We start from the raw sequence: 22419 nt of genomic DNA, 5'->3' as shown, positions 1-22419 counted from the left end.
GCCCATCGAACGCAATGAAGCGTTAAAAACTTCAATGTATTCAATGAATTAGAGTAGAGGCAGGGTTTTATAGCCCACTCATGTTTTTATGCGGTGAATGTCAGCAACAACGGCATTGATCGTTTGAGGCCGAGTAGCAAAATGGTTATGCAGCGGATTGCAAATCCGCCTACGCCGGTTCGATTCCGACCTCGGCCTCCACTCTTAGAAACCCCGTAGATTAGCGTCTACGGGGTTTTTTATTGGCCGCGATTTGGCAATCGCGTCCGCAATTTTTTGGATCGCTTCGGCGGCCACACTTTTTTGTCGGCAAAAACGATACGCCATATGGGCGGATTCTCTTCGATTGGACGTGAGATTGTGCTCAAGGCTGAGGAGCGTAGGCGTCCGCCAACGGTCGATTCTGTTGAAAACCTCGGCGGCAGTTTTTGAGGCATCAAAGCATGCATCGAAGATTGAAATCTTGAATATTGGCAGCGCCTTTAGGCTGAGATTTCACGTGGAAACGTACGGAAGAGGCGCTTTGATCGCCCCATTCCACCGTGTTCTGAAAAACCGACTGTTTCAACAGATTCGGCCAAGCGCGATCCGTGGACACCATGATGGCGAAATAGTAGCCTATGTCGCTGGTGAGCAAGAGAAAATCATCAGCCGATCACTTGGGATGATGTCGAGAGATGGGACCGAACACTGAAGACCTGATCTTCATTCTTGGGTCACCACGCTGCGGTTCGATCGGCGTCATCTGGCGTTCACTTATCTGCACCTCGAACTGTTCGTCCGTTAAAAATTCGCAACCAACGAAAAACTAAATCGCCAAGGAAGTCACATGCCAGTCACATGCCCAAGTTGTGGTTCTGATAAAACACAGAAAAGAAATATCGGGACGAAAGTCGCAGGAGGCGTTGGAGCCGTAGCCGGTGGGATAGGAGCAGTAGCAGGCGGGGGTGAAGGCGCCGCTGCTGGTGCTGCGATAGGCAGCGCCCTGTTTCCTGGGGTTGGGACGCTCGTTGGCGGTGTAATCGGTTTTTTAGGTGGCTTGGCAGTCGGTGCTACGGCGGGAGCAGTGGCAGGGAAAGCCGTAGATGAATACATCTTGGACAATTACAAATGCAACGCATGCGAACATACATTCAGTAGTTGATTGCAGCTCGACGGCAAAGCGGCCGACCACGGCTCTAACGTGGCAAAAAAGGTACAACGTGTTCACGTTTAAGCTGCTTCCTTAGCGCCGTTTTGCCTTGTTCATCGATCAGCGACGTTTTCACTGACGATTTCGTGGCGCCGCCCTTTTCAAGGGTCAGCAGTGATAACGTCTGTGCTGCATTCCTGGAGCCTGCTGGATGAATCGTCAAAGCCCGCCTCACCTCGTCGCAACGCCTTTAGCCGCACCAGGCACTAAAACCCCCGCCGCCCATCCACCTATCTGGCATTACGGCCCGAATATACCGGTCGTTGGCAGCACTGGTCTGGGCCTTTTTGGTTTCTTCGTGGGGTTGCTTTTGCTGTTGCCGGGCTACGGGCTGGTGATGTTGGTTATTCTCGGCCTCGAAGCCATGCAAGGTGTGCCGCCCAGCCATGGGACGAGCTTTACGGAGTCGTGGCTTATCCTGCCCCTGCTTGGCACAGCGGTGCTCATGGGGGTGATGCTTGCCTGGGCTTCCTCCGCGCCTCGAGTGCAGGCCTTTACGTTCGACGAAAACCAGCAGCTCCTTACACTCACTGTCACCCATCGCGTCCGTAAACCCATCGAAGTGCGCGTGCCATTCAGCGACATCATTTATATCTGCCCTTACGTGGTCGCCATGTTTGATCGCCATGGCCATTTCAGCGTCGTATGCCAGGGACCGAAGGGCAATGTGTCCGAATATCGATTGGCTGAAGGTAGTTCTCTGGAAGAAATGGAGTTTCATGCAGCCTGGTTGCGGGGGATGATAGGGGAGCGGATGCACGAACTATTGAATCTGGACAAGTGAAGGGTGCATGCCCCTCCAGGCACTGCCCAGTTGCACTCGCATCCCAGTCAGGCGTCGGGCCTGAGGATGCATTGGTCTTTTACTTCATCCGCGTACACACTGAGCTTTTCCTGCTGAGCCGCCAGCAGCGCGCATATTCTCATCAGCGCTTGCGTCTCAGCCGGGGTTTTGCCGCTTGCGGCTATCGCTGTCAGTTCAACCACTGACCATCCAATCACCGCTGCCGCATCTTCCAGGTCGTAAAACAGTTCTTGCTGAGCAGTCCTGGGCCCGTCGAGCCCCTGTATCAGTTCTTCCATTTAATTCTCCGGTCGGTGCTGTTCAAGTTCCTCGAATTCCAGGCATGTTCTTACCCAGTGACGCATACAGCGACACTCAAGCTGTGGGTGGGCAGTGTGTACCGCCCACCTTACAAACCCTACCATCAGGTTACACGATAGTCGTGACGCACTTTGTTTTGCGCTGTCATACCGTGCGAGAAGTTAATCTCGTCAAGTAAGAGAGTGTGGTCATGAAGTTAAGTTATCTAACCAAGGCAGTTGTGGTTATCGCGCTGCTGTCGACCTTGTCCGGTTGCTGGATGTTCATGCCTCCGGGCGGTGGCGGCGGTCATGGCGGTGGCCATGGTCCTGGCGGGCCTGGTGGTCCTGGCTTGCGCTGATAGCAGGCAAGGGAGGCAAGCCAAGGGCTTGCCTCTTTTTTTTTGCATCGGCCAAATCCAAGGCAAAGAAAAGCCCGCGATGGGGAGAGCGGGCTAAAGGGGATGTTCACTAGGAGCTGGGTTCAACTTAGACGCTTGCCTGTGAAAGGTTTGTGAAAGCGCTGCCATCAAATTGTACGCCTCGATCTACCCCTGGCTGTACGGGGCAACGGGCCCCACAACCCATTATCGTCGCAGGCATACCGCCCGTTTGGATGCCCATCATGTTCATGTCGACCAGCCTGTTATCGGCCTTTGTGCTGTTTGCCTTCGTTTCTTCGATCACGCCCGGTCCGAATAACACCATGTTGCTCGCCTCGGGCGTCAACTTCGGCTTTCGTCGCTCGATGCCCCATGCGCTGGGGATCAGTATCGGCTTCATGCTGCTGGTGATTTCGGTCGGCCTGGGCCTGGGCGAGGTGTTCAAGCTATTCCCTTGGGCCTACACGCTGTTGCGCTATGTGGGCGCGGCGTACCTGCTGTACCTGGCGTGGAAGATCGCGACCGCGGGCGGCATGTCCGAAAGCAGCGATGAGCACGGCACGCCCATGACCTTCCTGGGGGCGGCGGCGTTCCAGTGGGTCAATCCCAAGGCGTGGATCATGGCGCTGGGAGCCATCACCACCTACACGCCGGTCGAGGGCTATGTCACCAACGTGCTGGTGATTGCGCTGGTCTTTGCCGTGGTCAACCTGCCCAGTGTGTGCGTGTGGGTGGGCTGCGGCACGGGCCTGCGCAATGTGTTGCGCGAGCCACGCTGGTTGCGGTTGTTCAACCTGTCGATGGCGGGCTTGTTGGTGCTATCGCTGTATCCGATGCTGTTTGCAAGTTGATCAGACCGGCGAAATGGTCGCCAACAGGCCGATGCCGATGGTCAGTACCAAAAAGCCGAACAGGAAAAGTGCCATCTTGGTCATAAGGCCTCCGAAGGGAAGGGGAGCGACAGAAGTGTCGGGATGTGTGCCATTGTCCGCCCCGGGCGGTTTTCGATACAGACCCAGATGACGACGAAAAAACCGTATCAGATGCGTTTGTGAGGCTGTGCCACGGGCTTTCCAAGGGCCCGGTTTTAACAAGATCAGAGACCCAGCGCACCTTGGTACAGCGCCGGCCGTAGCGTACCGACTGAGACAGCCGCCGCATTTGCCCCTAAGATGGCGCCCACGGCATCAACAATAACAGTGGGCCAACCCTCGATGGAAAGACGTCAATTCAGCGGCGGCATGAAAGGCAAGAACTTGCGCTACCTCGATGATCCCTCCCAGCAGCCGGCGTCGGTCACCCGCGTCGGCTTCTTGCTGCTGGAACACTTCTCTTTGCCGGCATTTACCCAGACCCTCGACACCTTCGTCACCGCCAACCTGTTGCGCCCTGAACTGTTTGCCTCGCGCACTTTTGGCTGCGACGAGGGCGAAGTCATCAGTGACCTGGGTCTGGTGATCCGCCCCGACGCGTGCCTTGATATCGCGGCGCTGCAGGCGCTGGATCTGTTGGTGATCTGCGGTGGCTTGCGCACCGAACTCAAGGCCAACGACGATTTCATCCACCTGCTGCGCACCGCCGCCGAGCAGGGTGTCAGCCTCGCCGGGTTGTGGAACGGCGCCTGGTTCCTCGGCCGCGCCGGCCTGTTGCAGGGCTATCGTTGCGCGACCCACCCCGAACATCGCCCGGCACTTGCGGAAGTGTCCAAGGCCACCCATGTCACCAGCGAACCCTACGTCATCGACCGCGACCGCCTCACCGCTTCCAGCCCCTCCGGTGCCTTCCATATGGCCCTCGACTGGATCAAGGGCCTGCACGGCAAAGCCCTGGTCGAAGGTATCGAAGACATCCTCGCGTTTGAAGAATCGCGCTACCGGCGCATCAAACCGACGGAAAACGTCTGCGTCAGTGCGCCGCTACGCGAAGTGGTCAAGCTGATGGACGCCAACCTTGAAGAGCCCCTTGAGCTCGACCAACTCGCTGTCTATGTCGGCCGCTCCCGTCGCCAGCTCGAACGGCTGTTCAAGGAGCAACTGGGCACCACGCCGCAGCGCTATTACATGGAACTGCGCGTGACCGAGGCACGGCGTTTGTTGCAGCACACCGAGCTGTCCCAGGTGGATGTGCTGGTGGCATGCGGGTTTGTGTCGCCGAGTCATTTCAGCAAGTGTTATAGCGCGTATTTTGGATACCGCCCCTCCAAGGAAAAACGCTTGGTCAAATAGCCTGACGCAGGCGATGTGCTGTCGGGCGGCGACGTCAACCGGGAAGAAGTCTGCCCCGGCGAGTGTTCTCAAAAGCGATCCAGTCGATAGGCGTCCATGCCGGAGAGTGTCGCCGGCGCTGAAGCCAGTCGCACCACCCACTCCGCCGTTACCGCGGCCTGCGTCAACCCCAAATGCTGATGCCCAAACGCCAACAACACCTTGCCATCGCACACCCGGTCAATCACGGGCAGCGAATCCGGCAACGATGGCCTGAACCCCATCCAGGGTGTGGCGTCCTGCGCGTTCAACGCCTGGCGAAACAAGCCTTCGCTCAGCCGTTGCAATTGCCAGGCGCGCTGCATGTTGGCCGGGCGCTCGAGGCCGGCGAATTCGACGGTGCCGGCCAGGCGCAGGCCGCCAGCCATGGGGGTCATGATGAACTTGCGCTCCAGGGAGGTGACGGCGAATGGCAGTCGCCCGTGTTCCTGGGGCAGCATCAGGTGATAGCCACGCTCGGTGTCCAGCGGGACTTTTTTACCGGTCAGCGCGGCGGTGAGTTTTGCCGAGTGGGCACCGCAGGCGATCAAGACCTGGCGCGCGGCCAACGGGCCTTGGTCGGTGCTCAGCGACACGCCCTGGGCGTCAACCCGTCCATCCAGCACCCGCCGCTTGAGGAACTGCACGCCGCTGGCCTGGGCGGCGCTGACTAATGCGCAGACCACCTGGTAAGGGTCGAGAAAGTGCCCTGTCGCCGGAAAAAACAACCCGCCCAGGAGCTGCTCGCTCAGCTGTGGCGCGGCGCGGCGTATATCGGCGCTTGACCACACATCCACGGGCACGCCTTGTTGTTGCATGCGCTGGCGCAGCGCCTCGAGCGTCGCGCGCGAAGCGGCCCGCTCGAACACCAGCAACGAGCCGTCCTGGCGCAGTAACTGCGGCTGCGCGATGCTGTCGAGCAGGCGCTGCCAGGCGCCGAGGCTGCTTTCATTGAGCGCACGAATACCGGCCACGGTGCGCTGGTAGCTGGCCGGGCGCAGGTTCAACAGCAGGCGTGCGAACCAGGGCAGGGCGCGGGGCAGGTATTTCCAGTCCAGGCGCAGTGGGCCCATGGGGTCCAGCAGCATGGCGGGCAGGCGCTTGAGGATCGACAGGTCGGCAATGGGGAACACTTGTTCGGTGGCCAGGTGGCCGGCATTGCCATAGGAGGCCCCCATGCCGGGGTCCTGTGGGTCGATCACCACCACCTGGCGGCCCTGGCGCGCCAACTGCAAGGCACAGGCGACGCCAATGATGCCGGCGCCGACGATGGCGATATCCGTTGGGTTGGAATCGGCCATGGTCTACGCCTCTCTCTGGCCGTCGAGCAGGCGCCGCAACAGCAGCGGGTTGCTGTGCTGGAGTGCGGTCGGCAGCAAGCTGTCCGGGAAATCCTGGTAGCACACCGGGCGCAGGAATCGCAGGATTGCCGCTGTGCCCACCGAGGTGCTGCGCGAGTCCGAGGTGGCGGGGAAGGGGCCGCCATGGACCATGGCGTCGCACACTTCGACCCCCGTCGGCCAGCCGTTGACCAGCAGGCGACCGGCCTTGCGCTCCAATACCGGCAGCAGCGTGCGTGCAGGCACCAGGTCGTCTTCATCCAGGTGCAGGGTCGCGGTGAGTTGGCCTTCGAGGTGTTCGGATACCCGGCGTACTTGCTCCTCATCGGCGCACGCCACCACCAGCGAAGTGGCGCCGAAGACTTCGGCCTGCAAATGGGCGTTGCCCAGGAACGCGTCGGCCGAGGCCAGGAACAGATGGGCCTGGCCTTGATTCGGACCTTGCGCCGCCTGGCCCTGCGCGACGAGCCGGGCGTGACGGGTCAATGCCTCGACGCCCTCTGCATAGGCACTGAAAATCCCCGCAGTGAGCATGGTCTGGGCCGGGCTGCGCGGCAGTAGCTCGCTGACCCGGTTGACGAAGCGGTCCAGGGCGGCACCTTGAACCGCAATCACCAGGCCGGGGTTGGTACAAAACTGGCCCGCTCCCTGGGTCAGCGACGCAACAAACCCCTGTGCCAAGGCTTCGCCCCGGGCTTGCAGCGCGGCAGGAAACAGGTACACCGGGTTGATCGAACTCATTTCCGCATACACCGGAATCGGTTCCGGCCGTGCCTGCGCTGCCTGGGTCAGCGCCATACCGCCACTGCGCGAACCGGTAAAGCCTACGGCCTTGATGCGCGGGTCGGTCACCAGCGTGATCCCGACCTCGTGACCGGAGCCGTACAGCAAGGAAAACACGCCCTCGGGCAGGCCGCAGTCGTTAACGGCCTGGGCAATCGCGCGGCCGACCAGCTCACTGGTGCCGGGGTGGGCGCCATGGGCCTTGACGATCACCGGGCAACCGGCGGCCAGTGCCGACGCGGTGTCGCCGCCCGCGACAGAGAAGGCCAGGGGGAAATTGCTCGCGCCGAACACCGCGACAGGGCCCAGTGGGATGTGGCGCTGACGCAGGTCGGGGCGGGCCATTGGCTGGCGCTCCGGCTGTGCCGTGTCCACGCGTACGTCCAGCCATTCCCCGGCACGGACGCAGCGCGCAAACGTGCGCAGTTGCCCGCAGGTGCGCGCGCGTTCGCCCTGGATGCGCGGGCGCGGCAGGCCGGTTTCGGCGCTCGCGCGTTCGATCAATTCATCCCCCAGGGCCTCGATGTGCTCGGCGATGGTGTCGAGAAATGTGGCGCGATCGGCCAGGGTGGTTTCGCGGTAGCTGTCGAACGCGGCCCAGGCGAGGGCGCAGGCTTGCTCAACCTGTTGGCGTTCACCGCCGGCGTAGGCGGGCTCCATTGGCGTGTGGGTCGCGGGGTTGATGGCCCGGATCGCCTCGCGCGTGCCGCAAAGGGGTTGCCGGCCTATCAGCATCTTGCCCGTCAGAGTCATGGGATCATCCTGGAAAACAGAGGGTTGGCCGCTGCAGGAACCGCAGCGGCGCACGGGGTTATGCGAGGTTCTGTTCAGCCGACCAGTTGGCGTACCACTGGCGGAACAGTGCGTACTGGTTCTCGGCATAGTGCCGCTGGGCATCGCTGAGTGCATCGGTTTCGTTGAAGTGCAAGGCGTAGCCCTGGTCGCCGTTGAGTACCATCAGGTGCTTGTAGTACAGCACCAGGTCGCAGCCTTCGTCGAACGACGACAGCACCGCCAGCGCGCTCTCCAGCTCACGGGCCAGGCGACGGGCCTTGGCATCGCCCTTGGCGGCCTGCTTGCTCAGGGCCACCAGTTGCAGCACTTCCCGTGGCAGGGCGTTGCCGATACCGGTGATGGCGCCGGTGGCGTTGCAGTTGACGAAGCCGTGCACCACCTGGGTGTCGACACCGACCATCAGGGTCACGTTGTCGTCCTGGGAGGTGATGTTTTCGGCCGCGTAGCGCAGGTCGGCGCCACCGCCGAATTCCTTGAAGCCGATCAGGTTCGGGTGTTGGCGGCGCAGCTCGAAGAACAAGTCGGCGCGGGTGGCGAAGCCGTAGTACGGGCTGTTGTAGATCACCGCCGGCAAGGTGGGCGCGGCGTTGAGGATCGCGGCGAAGTGGGCTTTTTGCGCGGTGGCCGAAGCGCCACGGGACAGCACGCGGGGAATCACCATCAAGCCATGGGCGCCGACCTTGGCCGCATGCGCCGCGTGGGACACTGCTTCACGGCTGTTGACCGCGCCGGTGCCGACGATCGTCGGCACGCCCGCAGCCACCAGGCGCGCCACGCCTTCCTGGCGCTGGGCTTCAGAAAGCAGCGGCCAGTCACCCATGGAGCCGCAGTACACCACTGCGCTCATGCCGATATCGATCAGTTCACGCCCCTTGGCCACCAGGGCGTCGAAGTCCGGCTGGCGCGCGGCGGTGCACGGGGTCATCAGGGCGGGAATGCAGCCGGTGAAGATGTTGTCGCTCATGGTTCTAGCTCCTTGCAGCGTTCAGTAAAAAGGGGCCCAGGCTCAGATGCCCCAGGCGAAAGGGTCCTGTTCGTCGATCAGCAGGGTGCTGTCGGCGGTCATGTAGGCGCGGCCGGTGATGAACGGGCGCACGCGCTCGCCGTCCCATTCGAAGTGGCCTTCGAATTGGCTGCCGGTAATGCTGGCTTGTACCCAGGGTTCGCCGGGGCGCAGCTTGCCGTCGGCGGCCAGGCACGCGAGTTTGGCGCTGGTGCCGGTGCCGCAAGGGGAGCGGTCGTAGGCTTTGCCGGGGCACATCACGAAGTTGCGGCTGTCGGCGTGGGCGTCGTCGGCGAACAGTTCGATATGGTCGATCAGCGCGCCGTCTTCACCGTGGATGCCTTGGGCTTCGAGGGCCTTGAGCATCGTCCAGGTGTAGTCAGTGAGCGCTTCCACGTGGGCCATCTCCAGTGACTGGCCATGGTCCGACACCAGGAAGAACCAGTTGCCGCCCCAGGCAATATCGCCATACACCACCCCATGCCCGGGGACCTCCACCGGCACCTGCTGGCGATAGCGGTAGGCGGGCACGTTGCGCAGGGTCACGGCGCCGTCTTCATGCAGGGTGGCCGCCACCGGGCCGACGGGGGTGTCAATGGTGTGGACACCCGGTGCGATGCGCCCCAGGTGATGAAGCGAGGCGACCAGGCCGATGGTGCCGTGGCCGCACATGCCCAGGTAGCCGGCGTTGTTGAAGAAGATCACCCCGCAGGTGGCGCCCGGCGTGACGGGCTCGCAGTACAGCGCGCCAACCAGTACGTCGTTGCCACGCGGTTCCAGCAGGCAGGCGCGGCGCCATTGATCATGCTCGGTGCGCAGGTGCTTGAGTTGCTCGGCGATGGTGGCGCCAGCCAGTGCCGGGAAACCGCTCATCACCAGGCGCGTGGGTTCACCGCCGGTGTGGGAGTCGATGACATGCAGTCGTTTCATAACGCGCTCCATTCAGGGATAAGCCGGGGACGGCGTGGCGCTGCCGTGGGGATCGTCGACGGTTTCGCTCTCATCGGCGTCGTGCTCCAGGCGCACCAGGTGGGCTGGCACGCCGGTGGCTGCCCCCCAGTAATAGATGCCCAGGGCGCTGACGGCGACGACGACGGTGTCGAACGGGTGGCTGATTACGCCCAGGCCGCCAAAGCTGCCGAGTTTGGACAGCAGGATCGTCACTGCGTAAAAGCCGATCAGCCAGGCTGACGAGCGCACCTGTTGCTTGAGGCTCACATGCGCGGTGGGCACCCAGCGGGCGCACAGCAGGTACACCGCAAACATCAGGATTTGCAGGCCGAGCAGCCACGACACAGTGCTCCAGCCCGACCAGTACACGATCAGCGCGGCGATGATGAAAGACAGCGGACCGAGCACCGCCATGCCCTTGACCCGGAACGGACGCGCCATGCCTGGCGCATTGCGGCGCAGCGCGGCGACGGTCACGGGTGCCACGGCGTAGCTAAGGATCAGCGCGGCGGACACCACATTGATCAGCGCTTCCCAGGACGGAAACGGCAGGGTCCAGAACACCGACAAGCCAAAGGTCAGCCACAGCGCCGGGCGGGGGATGCCGGACTTCTCATCGATCCGGGTGAAGATCTTGAAAAAGGTGCCGGTCTGCGCCCAGCCGTACACCACCCGCGGCGTGGCGTTCATGTAGATGTTGCCGCAGCCGCTGGGGGAGATCACCGCGTCGGCCACCACCAGGTAGGCCAGCCATCCCACGCCCAGCGCCAGGGCGATATCGCGATACGGCAGCGCCAGTTCCTTGCTGATGCCGGCCCAGCCATCGGCGAGCATGTGTGTGGGCACGCCGCCGAGGAACGCGGTTTGCAGCAGCACATAGATGGCGGTCGACAGCAGCACCGAAAGGATCAACGCGATTGGAATCGTGCGTTGCGGGTTCTTCACTTCGCTGGCCACCGAGATGATGGGGGTCAGCCCCAGGTACGCAAAGATCACCCCACCGGCCGACACCGCCATCTCGATGCCCGACAGGCCGAACGGCGCAAACCCGTGCATCTGGAAGTTCGCTGGCTTGAAGAAGGTGAACAGCACGCCGATCACCAGCAGTGGCACGATGAACTTGAACACGCTCACCAGGTTATTGGCGATGGCGAAGGTCTTTACGCTGCGGTAGTTGAGGATGAAGAACAGGCACAGCAGGGCAAATTGCACCAGCCAGCCGAGGGGCGTCGGGTCGCTGGAACCGACCTTGGTCAACTCGGGAAACCAGGCTGCCGCGTATTGGCGCGAGGCAACCACTTCAATCGCCACCAGGCTGGAAAACGCGATCAGCGTAATAAAGCCCATCAGGTAGCCCAGCAGCGGGCCGTGGGAGTACACCGGGTAACGCACCACCCCGCCTGCACGGGGCAGGGCCGCGCCGAGTTCGCAGTACACGATGCCCAGCAGCAGAACGGCGAAGCCGCCGATCAACCAGGAAATAATCCCGGCAGGCCCTGCGATCGCGGAGACATGACTGGCTGCAAACAACCAGCCCGAACCGAAGATGGCGCCCAACCCGATAAAGGTCAGGTCCATCAGTGAAAGTTGTTTCTTGAACTTGCCTTGAGCAGACATGGCGGCGCCTTCTTGTGAGTTATTGGATAGGCATGCAGTGGCGCTATCCTGAACCCATCAACCGCGCGACGATTGATGTTTTGCGCACCGAGGAATGACGAATTCGGCACAATTTCCCACGCTCGACAGCGCGCCGGACATGGGGCAATCTGCTCGGTCTCAGGCTCACGAATGGGGTGCGGAAGTCATGTTGCAGCGCGCGTTTTCGACCCTGTGCCAAGGCAGCGAGGCGAGCCGTCCGCACAGCATCGAGCAGGTGTTGGCCGGTGTGGCGCAGCTATTGCCGATGCTGGATGTGATCCCCAATGCCGCGATCTTCATCAAGGATATCGACGCCCGTTACGTGCTTGCCAACCGCACCCTGGTGCAGCGCTGCGGCCTCAAGCAGTTGCAACCGCTGCTGGGCAAGACCAGCGCCGAAGTGTTCCCAGAGCAATTGGGGCCGGGCTACACCGAACAGGATCGACGCGTGCTCGAGCAGGGGGTTGTGCTGGAGGACCAGCTTGAACTGCATCTCTACGGCACTCGCGAACCGGGCTGGTGCCTGACCCACAAATGGCCGTTGTACAACCATGAAGGCCAGATCATTGGCCTCGCCGGCATCTCGGTCGACCTGCAATCCGCCAGCGAAACCCACCCGGCGTACCAACGCCTGGCCGCCGTGGACGAGCACATTCGCGCGCACTTCAACCGTCGTGTCACCTTGGGTGAATTGACCCGTATCGCCGGCATTTCCGTGGCGCAGTTGGAGCGCTACTGCAAGCGCGTATTCCACCTGACGCCGCGCCAGATGATCCAGAAAGTGCGCCTGGACCATGCCCATCGGTTGTTGCACACCGATATGCCGATCACCGAGGTGGCCCTGCACTGCGGCTACACCGACCACAGTGCGTTCACCCGCCAGTTCAAGGCGTCGACCGGGTTTACGCCCAGGCAGTATCGCCAATTGCAGTAGTTGCGGGTCTGCAATGCAACGAATAGCCCCCGTCGTGGCTCCTATGCTTACGAGTAACTTTTTCACGACTACAGGTATTGGGCTTATGACGGCGGCTGACGACACTCATGTGCACTGGCTGGTGCAGCAATCCATGCTCCACGCGGCGCGCCAGCGGGCCAAGCTCTATTCGGGGCAGGGCCGCTTGTGGCAACAGCCGTATGCACAGACCCGCCCGCGTGACGCGTGCGCCTTGTCGTCGGTGTGGTTCACCGCCTATCCGGCGTCGATTGTCACCCGCGAAGACGGCACGGTGCTGGAGGCGCTAGGCGATGAGACGTTGTGGCATGCATTGTCGAAAATCGGCATCCAGGGCATTCACAACGGTCCGTTGAAAAAGTCCGGCGGCTTGTCCGGGACCACGCACACGCCGACCATCGACGGCAATTTCGACCGCATCAGTTTCGACATCGACCCGCAACTGGGCACCGAGGCGCAGTTGCAGGCGTTGACGCGCATGGCGGCGGCGCACAATGCGGTGATCATCGACGATGTGATCCCCTCGCACACCGGCAAGGGCGCAGATTTTCGTCTGGCCGAGATGGCCTACGAGGATTACCCAGGGCTCTACCACATGGTCGAAATCCGCGAGGAAGACTGGCCATTGCTGCCCGACGTCGCCGCGGGGCGTGATGCGCAGAACCTCAGCCCACTCCAGGTGGACGCCCTGCGTGACAAGCATTACATCGTCGGCCAGTTGCAGCGGGTGATCTTCTTTGAGCCCGGCGTGAAGGAAACCGACTGGAGCACCACGCCGGTGGTCATCGGGGTGGACGGCAAGCCGCGCCGCTGGGTGTACCTGCATTACTTCAAGGAAGGCCAGCCCTCGCTGAACTGGCTCGACCCTACGTTTGCGGCGCAGCAGATGATCATCGGCGACGCGTTGCATTCCATCGATGTGATGGGCGCAAAAATCCTGCGCCTGGATGCCAACGGCTTTCTCGGTGTGGAGCGCAAGCTCGATGGCACCGCCTGGTCGGAGAGCCATCCGCTGTCGATCACCGGCAACCAGTTGCTGGGTGGCGCGATCCGCAAGGCCGGCGGGTTCAGCTTCCAGGAGTTGAACCTCACCGTTGACGATATCGCCTCCATGTCCCACGGCGGTGCTGACCTGTCCTACGACTTCATCACCCGGCCGGCCTACCAGCATGCCTTGCTGATGGGGGACACCGAGTTTTTGCGCCTGATGCTGCGCCAGATGCACAACCTTGGCATCGACCCCGGCTCGCTGATCCACGCCTTGCAAAACCATGATGAACTGACCCTGGAGTTGGTGCACTTCTGGACCCTGCACGCCCATGACAGCTTTCTTTATCAGGGCCAGACCTTTCCCGGCAATATCCTGCGCGAGCATATCCGCGAACAGATGTATGAGCGCCTGGCGGGTGAGCATGCGCCGTACAACCTCAAGTTCGTTACCAACGGCGTGTCCTGCACCACCGCCAGTATCATCACGGCGGCGCTGGGCATCCGCGATCTTGACGCGATCACGCCGGCCGATATCGCGCAGATTCGCCAGATCCACCTGCTGCTGGTGATGTACAACGCCATGCAGCCGGGGGTGTTTGCCCTGTCAGGCTGGGACCTGGTGGGGGCCTTGCCACTCGCGGCCGATGAGGTCGCGCACCTGATGCAGGATGGCGACACCCGCTGGATTCACCGAGGTGCCTATGACCTGGTGGACCTCAACCCGGAGGCCGAGCTTTCGGCGGGGCAGATGCCCCGCTCGAAAACCTTGTATGGCAGCCTCAACAGCCAGTTGCAGGACCCCGACTCGTTCGCCTCCCAACTGCAAAAAATCCTCGCCGTGCGCCGCGCCTACGACATCGCCGCCAGCCGTCAGATCCTGGTACCGGATGTCGAGCACCCTGGCTTGCTGATCATGGTCCACGAACTGCCGGCCGGCAAAGGTATACAAATCACCGCGCTGAACTTCGGCGATACGCCGATCACAGAAACCCTGCACCTGCCCAACATTGCACCGGGGCCGGTGGTGGACATCATCAATGAGCGGGTGGAGGGCGACCTGACCGCTGAGGGTGAATTCACCATTACGCTGGATGCGTACGAAGGGTTGGCGTTGCGGGTGGTCAGTAGCTCGCCGATGTTTTAGTGGGAACGCCGGGGGGCGTGGGCCTGTTTCTGGCCAGCGCCTCTGCACTCGGAACCGGCAACGGCGTCGTTCGATGCGGGCCTGCCAATGATTGCCAAGCTCGCCGGATTACCCGCCGCATCACGACGGGCAACCCTTCGCGCTGGGCATTTTTGGGTTATTTGGCGTTCAACGCGGCCAGGAACTGCGTGTGCTTCAGCGTTTGCGAAAACATCGGCAAGGTAAATTGCTCGGCGGCGTGTTGTTGTTCATCGGTGAAGGTCGCTGTGCAATCGGTCAGTGTCACCACCTCATAGCCCTTCTCGTAGCCGCTTCGAACGGTGCCTTCAACGCAACAGTTGGTGAGAAACCCCGCCACCACCAGATGCTGGATGCCATTGTTGCGTAGCACCAGGTCCAGGCCCGTGGTGGCGAAACCATCCAGCCCGCGCTTGCCCTCAACCACGATGTCACTTGATTCATGGGTCAATGCATCGGTGATTTCGGCGCCCCAGCTGCCGGCGCGGAAGGCGCTGCCATCTGCCACGCCTTTGAGAATCCCGTAGGAGCGCAGGGTCAGCTCTGGATAACCGTCGGCAAACTGGATGGGCAGGTGGATGATCTTCACGCCGAGTTTGCGCGCTTGTTGCACCGTGGTGGCGGTGTTGGCAAGCATGTCGGTGGCATGCATGACGTCTTTGACGGCGTCGTGGAAGACCCCACCCGGGGTGGTGAAGTCATTCTGGAATTCAATCAACACAAGGGCGGTTGTACTCGGGTTCATGGTGATGCTCCGATCAGTAGGATTTACCACGTCGGACGGCACAAAGCGCCGCCGATCAACCAGGGGGCATAGGGAATGGCGTCATGGCTTTACGCTTGGGTTCCGGCTACACACGATGAGTGTACAACGTTGGTTAATGCATTTTGTCTTCAGGACCGCGTGTATCGCACGGCCTCGATGTTCCGATTCCCAGGGTTATGCAGGTTCACGCCCTGGGCAGTGGGAGATAGGGTTGGGTCTGAACCCCTGGAGGTAACTTCATCAGCGACTACTGCAAATCCACGGTCCGCTTCCCCTGCGCACTCAGCGGCTAATCGGAAATTATTGATAATGATTGTCAGTCGGGAGTATCTTTTCCGCGCTCACCCAGAAGGGAACGCTCTTTACCGGTCTATGGATGGCGAGGCTGATTCTTCTGGGTGAGCACCTGGCTTGCCGTCCACCAGCAGACATGCAGGGGAATGAGCATCTTCCCACTGCGTCAGTACCTCAGGAACATCTGCATTTGACCCCGAGTTCATTTCTCCAGAAAAAAACGGCCAGTTAAGGCCGTAAAGTGGGATGAACCGTTTCGTGAGGTATTCGACTGTTATTGGGCACTCGAGAGAAATCGCGGGTCTTGTGACTCGTGTTGCCAACCGCCACCCAATGCTTTGAATGTGGCCACCGCAGCTCGAGCCGATTCCGTTTGGGCTTGTGCTCTGCCATCAGATGCGGCTAACAAGTTCTCATCGGCACCCAGTACTTCGATCAGGCTCACCACGCCTTTTTCATAGGCGGTAAATGATCTGTCTCGGGCTTTTGTAAAAGCAATTTCACCCTGCGCAAGCTGTTTAAGCTGCTGCTCGCGGTTGATCAGCGCGGAAAAAGCGGTTTCGACATCCTCGGAGGCCCGTAGCACTGACTGGCGATAGGCGGCTAACGCTTCAGCTTCTTGCCCCTTGGCCAAGTCAATCTGAGCGTTAATACGGCCAAAGTCGAACAGCCTCCAGCGTAGTCCCAATACCGCCGATGCCTGACTGGCATCGTTGGAGAAAAGATTTCCGCTGGAGACCGACGTCGCGCTGCCTATCAGCGCGCCTACGGAAAACTTGGGGTAGTACTCGGAAATGGCTTCGCCGATGCGAGCGTTTGATGCCGCCAGCCGGCGCTCTGCGACGATCAAATCTGGACGTCGGCGCAGGAGGTCCGCTGGAGAGCCCAGGCTGGCGAATTGTGGTACATCCGGGATGTGTGTCGATTGAGCCAACTGCGCAGTATAAGTACCCGGTGGCTTACCCAAGATGACATCCATAGCGTTCATTGCCGAATCAAGGCCAGCCTGCAGTACTGGCACCGTTGCTTGCGCTTGGTTCAACGATCCTTGAGTCTGATTCAGCTGCAGTTCAGCAGCCAGTCCTTTGGCGTAGAGATGTTCGATGGTGGCGAGCAGGTGTTGTCGCGTCTCTACTTGCTTTCGGGCAATTTCCAGGCGTGCTTGCAGGCCGCGGATGCTGATGTAAAGGTCAGCAGTCTGCGCTACCACTGCTAGCCGTGTGGCAACTGCTGCTGCTTGGGAAGCCTGGTAGTCGGCCACGGCTGCTTCTTTGCCTCGACGTAATCCTCCAAACACATCAAGTTCCCAGCCAGCATTGAGATTCGCCTCATAAGCACTACCGTAGCGGTTATAGGATGGATCTGAATTCAGCACTTGGCCCAACGGTGTTTCCAAGGATTGTCGCGCTCTAGCCGCTTGGCCACTGACGGTGGCCGACGGCAAAAGAGCGGCATTAACTGCTCCCAAGCCCGCGTGAGCCTGTTCGATCCTGGCGGTTGCCTGAGCTAAATCGAGGTTCTGTTCAAGGGCTCGATTGATTAACTGGCTGAGAACGGGGTCATTGAAAGCCTTCCACCAGACGGTAAGATCGCTGGAGGTTGAGTCAACTGTTCGTGTTGTAGGTGGATGCGCTGAAAAATGCGCGGGCAGTTCTACTTTGGGCTCCGAATAGTCAGGGCCCACCGAGCAGCCTGTGACCATACCGAAACTTAGCAAAACGGCAAAACGGAAAGGGTGCATGTGACACCTTTGAAATGATCGATTTGTGACCATATTACGATTTGGTCATAAGTTGTCAACAGCCCTGCGGGTGCGTAAGCTAATCGCATGAACCCATTATCCGTTTCCTCGTCCAGCACTCGCGGTCCTGCCGAACACGAAATCCGAGACCAGATAGTCGCGGCGGCCAACGAACATTTCAGTCAATACGGTTACAGCAAGACAACAGTCTCCGACCTCGCGAAAGCGATCGGTTTTTCCAAGGCGTATATCTACAAGTTCTTCGACTCCAAGCAGGCGATTGGTGAAGCCATTTGCAGCAATTGCCTGTCGCAAATCATTGCGGCCGTGGAGGAAGCTATCAATGCCGTGGGTATCTCACCCACGGAGCGATTTCGACGATTGGTCAAAAGCCTTATAACCAAAGGGGTTGACCTGTTTTTTAATGATCGAAAACTGTATGACATCGCGGCGTTCTCTGCGTCGGAGCGCTGGCCCAGCTCGCAGGTCTATGACATGCGAATCAAACACTTCGTACTGCAAATTGTACGAGAGGGGCGTGAACTCGGAGAGTTTGAGCGCAAGACGCCTTTGGATGAGACAGTGGAGTCGATTCACCTCGCACTACGCCCCTACATCAACCCTTTGCTGTTGCAGCACAACCTTGACGTCGTTGAAGAGGCCCCTGGGCTCATTTCCAGCCTTATTCTGCGCAGCCTGATGCCTTAAAAAGCGCTGGCTGGCAGATCTGTACACCTCCGCACTTCCCTTGTATCCGTAACTTAAGGCCGACTCTGCTGATCTCCCCTTGATCAGCAGGCGGCTTTCATTTGTATGTTTCGTGACCGTTGACTTATTTGGTCACTTGGATGAGCATGGCGCATCCGCTTCCAAGAGGTCTCTATGATCCAGCGCCGTTCCACTTCATTTATGTTCATCGGTCTATTGCCGTTTGCCTTGGCTGCATGCAGCGAGGCACAGCCTCCTGATCCTCGTCTCCAGGCTCCTTTGGTTCGCGTCAGCCTGGTTCAGCCTTCTGTACCTGAAGCTCGCCTATACACCGGCGTCGTAGCGGCTCGGGTTCAGAGTGACCTTGGTTTTCGAGTGCCCGGAAAGGTGACGGAACGCCTCGTGGACACCGGCCAGAGCGTCAAGCGTGGACAGCCGCTTATGCGCATTGATGCGAACGATCTGACGCTGACAGCGCGGGCGCAGCAAGAAGCGGTGCTCGCAGCAATGGCTCGATCCCGACAGGCCTCTGATGACGAGTTGCGCTACCGTGATCTGGTGTCTGTCGGTGCTGTATCTGCTTCGGCCTACGCAGGAATCAAAGCAGCCGCCGACTCGGCCAAAGCTCAACTGAATGCCGCCAAAGCCCAGGCTGATGTGGCGAAAAACTCCACCGGTTATTCAACCTTGCTGGCCGACTCCGACGGCGTTGTTGTAGACACCTTAGCGGAGCCGGGGCAGGTAGTAGTTGCAGGCCAGGTGGTAGTGCGTGTTGCCCATTCCGGACAACGTGAGGCCGTTATTCAATTACCTGAAACGCTACGTCCTGCTCTGGGCTCTTCGGCGACGGCGCAGCTTTATGGATTGGACCAGCATGAAGGGAAGGCGCATCTGCGCCAACTGTCCGATTCGGCTGACAGGTTGACCCGCACATTTGAGGCGCGTTACGTGCTGGAGGGCGCACTTGCCAATGCCACACTGGGGGCGACCATTTCGGTTGCCATCGGCGGCACGCCAACAGCCATCAATAGTGAAGTCCAGGTGCCAGTCGCCTCTCTCTATGACGCGGGTAAAGGTCCGGGTGTATGGGTGGTGAGTCGGGAGCCTGAGCAGGTGACCTGGCGCCCTGTAACGTTTCTCGGTTTGAGTGATGCTGAAACTGCACGTGTGACAGGTCATCTCAATGTCAATGATCGTATTGTCGCGTTGGGCGTTCACCTTTTAAGCGAGGGCGAGCAGGTCAGGGCTCAGGTGGCAGGCAACGCTCAGGCAGCGGTGGCTGAGGTGCGCCGATGAGCGGGTTCAACCTGTCCGCATTGGCCGTGCGTGAGCGTTCGATCACGCTGTTCTTGATCCTGCTGATATCCATAGGCGGGCTGTATGCGTTCTTCAAGCTAGGGCGCGCGGAAGATCCTGCCTTCACCATCAAACAGATGACGGTGGTAACGGTATGGCCTGGTGCGACGGCTCAGGAGATGCAGGATCAGGTGATTGAAAAGCTGGAAAAACGCATGCAGGAATTGCGTTGGTATGACCGGACCGAGACCTTCACACGTCCGGGAGTGGCTCTCACTACCGTCTATTTGCTCGATAGCACGCCACCTTCCGCTGTTCCCGAGGAGTTTTACCAAGCTCGCAAGAAGCTCCGTGATGAAGAGGCGGGTTTGCCGCCTGGAGTCATCGGCCCGATCGTCAACGACGAATATGCCGATGTCACCTTTGCCCTTTATGCGCTCAAGGCGAAGGGCGAGCCACAACGACTGCTGGTTCGCGAGGCCGAGTCCTTGCGTCAGCGCCTGCTGCACGTGGCGGGTGTGAAAAAGGTCAATATCATTGGTGAGCAGTCCGAGCGCATTTATGTCGAGCTGTCATACGAGCGTCTGGCGACATTGGGCATTTCCGCCCGAGACATATTTAGCGCGTTGAACGCGCAAAACATGATGACGTCGGCCGGTTCAGTCGAGGCCAAGGGACCACAGGTGTTCATTCGGCTCGATGGTGCGTTTGATGACCTCCAGAAGATTCGCGACACGCCGCTGGCCGTGCAGGGTAGAACCCTCAAATTGTCCGATGTGGCCGAGGTCAAGCGCGGTTACGAGGAGCCCTCCACGTTCATGGTGCGCAACAATGGTGAGCCCGCTTTGCTGCTCGGTATTGTGATGCGCGACGGCTGGAACGGTCTCGATTTGGGTAAGGCGCTTGAAGCCGAGACAACGTCGATCAACGAGCAACTGCCGCTAGGTATGACATTGAGCAAGGTCACCGATCAGGCGGTGAACATAGATGCATCGGTCACCGAATTCATGATCAAGTTTTTCGCGGCGCTGGGTGTGGTTCTGCTGGTATGTTTTCTCAGCATGGGGTGGCGTGTCGGCATCGTCGTCGCTGCGGCGGTGCCGTTGACCCTGGCGGCAGTTTTCATTGTCATGGCCGCAACAGGTAAGGACTTTGACCGCATAACGCTAGGGTCGCTGATTCTGGCACTGGGGCTACTGGTGGACGATGCGATCATTGCCATTGAAATGATGGTGGTGAAGATGGAGGAGGGGTATGACCGCATCAAAGCCTCCGCCTATGCTTGGAGTCACACCGCCGCCCCTATGTTGTCAGGCACGTTGGTCACTGCAATCGGCTTTATGCCTAACGGTTTCGCCAAATCAACCGCAGGTGAGTACACCGCCAACATGTTTTGGATTGTCGGCATTGCGCTGATCACTTCCTGGGTGGTGGCAGTGGTGTTCACACCTTACCTGGGGGTGAAACTGCTACCGCAGATCAAGGTGCCTGAAGGCGGCCATGCCGCGATTTACGGGACGCCCAATTACTTGCGTTTCAGGCGCGTACTGGGTGTGGTGATTCGCCGTAAAGGGCTCGTAGCGATCTCAGTGGTTGGTTTGTTCATTGTCGCTATTCTCGGCATGGGCGTGGTGAAGAAGCAATTTTTCCCAACATCAGACCGCCCCGAGGTACTCGTTGAGGTGCAGATGCCTTATGGCACATCCATCGAGCAAACTGATGCAGCGGCATCCGAAGTCGAGGCGTGGGTTGCGAAACAGCCTGAAGCACGGATAGTCACCGCCTACATTGGGCAGGGCGCCCCACGGTTCTATTTGGCGATGGCGCCAGAGTTGCCCGATCCTTCCTTTGCCAAAATTGTCGTGCTAACGGCAAATCAGGAAGAGCGTGAGGCGCTCAAGATCCGGCTGAGGCAGGCCGTTGCTGATGGCCTGGCTCCTCAAGCACGCGTACGTGTGACCCAGTTGGTGTTTGGTCCTTATTCGCCTTATCCGGTGGCCTTCCGCGTCATGGGGCCGGACCTGAAAGTGCTACGCGATATCGCCGGCCAAGTGCGCGAGGTGATGAAAGCCAGCCCCATGATGAGAACCGTCAATACGGACATGGGCGAGCGTGCCCCGGCACTTCACCTGGCACTGAATCAGGATCGTCTGCAGGCATTTGGTTTGACCTCCGCAGATGTTGCTCAGCAGCTTCAGTTTCTGCTGACCGGAGCACCAGTGACCCAGGTGCGCGAGGACATTCGCTCGGTCCAGGTGATTGCACGCTCAGCGGGTGACACGCGTTTGGACCCCTCGAAAATCGACGCCTTCACCTTGACCGGAGCGCAGGGCCAAAGGGTGTCGTTGTCTCAAGTCGGGACAGTGGAGATCCGAATGGAAGAGCCCATCCTGCGGCGTCGTGATCGAACCCCAACCATCACTGTACGTGGCGATGTGGCTGAAGGTCTTCAGCCTCCAGATGTTTCCAGCGCCGTGATGAAGCAACTGCAACCGCTTATTGAACAGTTGCCTAAGGGTTATCGCATTGAGTTGGCAGGGGCGATCGAGGAGTCGGGGAAGGCTAACAGGGCGTTGCTGCCGTTGTTCCCCATCATGATCGCACTGACGTTGCTCACCATCATTCTTCAGGTGCGTTCGATGTCGGCAATGATGATGGTGTTCGCTACCGCACCTCTGGGACTGATTGGCGTGGTACCCATTCTGTTGCTGTTCCAGCAACCGTTCGGGATCAACGCGTTGGTAGGGCTGATTGCCCTGTCTGGAATTCTCATGCGCAACACCTTGATCCTCATTGGTCAGATTCACTCCAATAAGCAGGCCGGTCTGTCCCCCTATGACGCCGTGGTAGAAGCCACTGTGCAGCGTGCACGGCCGGTGATTCTCACCGCACTGGCAGCCATGCTGGCGTTCATTCCGCTGACCCATTCGGTGTTCTGGGGAACGCTTGCCTACACCCTGATTGGCGGTACGTTCGCCGGGACTGTACTGACCCTGGTGTTCCTGCCAGCGATGTATGCCCTTTGGTTCAAGATCAAGCCAGACACTTCACGGGAACCCTCGATACCCGCACATCCTGCCTGAATGAGGGGGATATGAA

General features: G+C 60.0%; 18 protein-coding genes and 1 tRNA gene. 10 read left to right on the top strand and 9 right to left on the bottom strand.

Annotation, left to right across the window (positions count from 1 at the left end):
• Nucleotides 1-127: 127 nt before the first annotated feature.
• A tRNA-Cys gene (locus ACODSV_RS04435) sits at nucleotides 128-201 on the top strand.
• Nucleotides 202-436: 235 nt separating this feature from the next.
• On the opposite strand, the gene ACODSV_RS04430 is transcribed toward ACODSV_RS04435, so the two are convergent.
• Nucleotides 437-637 carry a hypothetical protein gene (locus ACODSV_RS04430; protein WP_150053969.1) on the bottom strand — a complete coding sequence of 67 codons (201 nt, stop codon included), beginning with the start codon at nucleotides 635-637 and terminating at the stop codon, nucleotides 437-439.
• 706 nt (nucleotides 638-1343) lie between these two features.
• On the opposite strand from ACODSV_RS04430, the gene ACODSV_RS04425 reads away from it, so the two are divergent.
• On the top strand, nucleotides 1344-1976 hold the full coding sequence (locus ACODSV_RS04425; protein WP_024075712.1) for a hypothetical protein: 633 nt from the start codon (nucleotides 1344-1346) through the stop codon (nucleotides 1974-1976).
• A 47-nt stretch (nucleotides 1977-2023) separates the two neighbouring features.
• Here ACODSV_RS04425 and ACODSV_RS04420 read toward each other — a convergent pair whose 3' ends face one another.
• A complete protein-coding gene (locus ACODSV_RS04420) occupies nucleotides 2024-2275 on the bottom strand; it encodes a hypothetical protein (protein ID WP_024075711.1) in 252 nt (83 codons plus the stop codon).
• A gap of 212 nt (nucleotides 2276-2487) precedes the next feature.
• Here ACODSV_RS04420 and ACODSV_RS04415 point away from each other — a divergent pair, with 212 nt between their 5' ends.
• The 3 genes from ACODSV_RS04415 to ACODSV_RS04405 all read left to right on the top strand — a co-directional run bounded on the left by ACODSV_RS04415 (nucleotide 2488) and on the right by ACODSV_RS04405 (nucleotide 4883).
• Complete coding sequence (locus ACODSV_RS04415) at nucleotides 2488-2637, top strand: hypothetical protein (RefSeq protein WP_173906425.1); 150 nt, start codon at nucleotides 2488-2490, stop codon at nucleotides 2635-2637.
• Between the two features lie 263 nt (nucleotides 2638-2900).
• On the top strand, nucleotides 2901-3509 hold the full coding sequence (locus ACODSV_RS04410) for a LysE family translocator (RefSeq protein ID WP_024075709.1): 609 nt from the start codon (nucleotides 2901-2903) through the stop codon (nucleotides 3507-3509).
• Nucleotides 3510-3899: 390 nt separating this feature from the next.
• Entirely contained in the window at nucleotides 3900-4883 is a 984-nt protein-coding gene (locus tag ACODSV_RS04405; RefSeq protein ID WP_190300928.1) for a GlxA family transcriptional regulator, read from the top strand.
• A gap of 68 nt (nucleotides 4884-4951) precedes the next feature.
• On the opposite strand, the gene ACODSV_RS04400 is transcribed toward ACODSV_RS04405, so the two are convergent.
• The 5 genes from ACODSV_RS04400 to ACODSV_RS04380 are packed head-to-tail and all read right to left on the bottom strand — an operon-like array spanning nucleotide 4952 to nucleotide 11390.
• Nucleotides 4952-6202: an NAD(P)/FAD-dependent oxidoreductase gene (locus ACODSV_RS04400; protein WP_150053967.1), complete on the bottom strand. Its 1251-nt coding sequence runs from the start codon at nucleotides 6200-6202 to the stop codon at nucleotides 4952-4954.
• A 3-nt stretch (nucleotides 6203-6205) separates the two neighbouring features.
• On the bottom strand, nucleotides 6206-7777 hold the full coding sequence (locus ACODSV_RS04395; RefSeq protein WP_150053966.1) for an aldehyde dehydrogenase (NADP(+)): 1572 nt from the start codon (nucleotides 7775-7777) through the stop codon (nucleotides 6206-6208).
• Nucleotides 7778-7835: 58 nt separating this feature from the next.
• On the bottom strand, nucleotides 7836-8783 hold the full coding sequence (locus ACODSV_RS04390; protein ID WP_024075704.1) for a dihydrodipicolinate synthase family protein: 948 nt from the start codon (nucleotides 8781-8783) through the stop codon (nucleotides 7836-7838).
• 42 nt (nucleotides 8784-8825) lie between these two features.
• Nucleotides 8826-9752, bottom strand: coding sequence for a 4-hydroxyproline epimerase (locus tag ACODSV_RS04385; RefSeq protein ID WP_150053965.1), 927 nt, complete (start codon nucleotides 9750-9752; stop codon nucleotides 8826-8828).
• Nucleotides 9753-9764: 12 nt separating this feature from the next.
• Nucleotides 9765-11390 carry an APC family permease gene (locus tag ACODSV_RS04380; RefSeq protein ID WP_069076055.1) on the bottom strand — a complete coding sequence of 542 codons (1626 nt, stop codon included), beginning with the start codon at nucleotides 11388-11390 and terminating at the stop codon, nucleotides 9765-9767.
• Between the two features lie 187 nt (nucleotides 11391-11577).
• Between ACODSV_RS04380 and ACODSV_RS04375 the strand changes: the two genes are divergently transcribed.
• Nucleotides 11578-12345 (top strand): AraC family transcriptional regulator, encoded by a 768-nt coding sequence (locus ACODSV_RS04375; protein ID WP_069076054.1) that lies wholly within the window; start codon nucleotides 11578-11580, stop codon nucleotides 12343-12345.
• 85 nt (nucleotides 12346-12430) lie between these two features.
• On the top strand, nucleotides 12431-14497 hold the full coding sequence (gene treS, locus ACODSV_RS04370; protein WP_069076053.1) for a maltose alpha-D-glucosyltransferase: 2067 nt from the start codon (nucleotides 12431-12433) through the stop codon (nucleotides 14495-14497).
• A 157-nt stretch (nucleotides 14498-14654) separates the two neighbouring features.
• On the opposite strand, the gene ACODSV_RS04365 is transcribed toward treS, so the two are convergent.
• Together ACODSV_RS04365 and ACODSV_RS04360 are read right to left on the bottom strand one after the other, a co-directional pair.
• Nucleotides 14655-15260, bottom strand: a complete 606-nt coding sequence (locus ACODSV_RS04365) for a cysteine hydrolase family protein (protein ID WP_150095221.1) — start codon at nucleotides 15258-15260, stop codon at nucleotides 14655-14657.
• 589 nt (nucleotides 15261-15849) lie between these two features.
• Nucleotides 15850-17316 (bottom strand): efflux transporter outer membrane subunit, encoded by a 1467-nt coding sequence (locus tag ACODSV_RS04360; RefSeq protein ID WP_150053963.1) that lies wholly within the window; start codon nucleotides 17314-17316, stop codon nucleotides 15850-15852.
• 87 nt (nucleotides 17317-17403) lie between these two features.
• On the opposite strand from ACODSV_RS04360, the gene ACODSV_RS04355 reads away from it, so the two are divergent.
• From ACODSV_RS04355 to ACODSV_RS04345, 3 genes are all read left to right on the top strand, one after another.
• Nucleotides 17404-18024 carry a TetR/AcrR family transcriptional regulator gene (locus tag ACODSV_RS04355; protein WP_024075691.1) on the top strand — a complete coding sequence of 207 codons (621 nt, stop codon included), beginning with the start codon at nucleotides 17404-17406 and terminating at the stop codon, nucleotides 18022-18024.
• A gap of 174 nt (nucleotides 18025-18198) precedes the next feature.
• Nucleotides 18199-19320, top strand: coding sequence for an efflux RND transporter periplasmic adaptor subunit (locus tag ACODSV_RS04350; protein ID WP_024075690.1), 1122 nt, complete (start codon nucleotides 18199-18201; stop codon nucleotides 19318-19320).
• Entirely contained in the window at nucleotides 19317-22403 is a 3087-nt protein-coding gene (locus tag ACODSV_RS04345) for an efflux RND transporter permease subunit (RefSeq protein WP_150095222.1), read from the top strand. The genes ACODSV_RS04350 and ACODSV_RS04345 overlap by 4 nt, the downstream gene beginning before the upstream one ends.
• The last annotated feature ends 16 nt before the right edge of the window (nucleotides 22404-22419 follow it).

It is taken from the genome of Pseudomonas sp. FG86, assembly GCF_057808775.1.
This window is presented reverse-complemented; position numbering and strand designations above follow the sequence as displayed.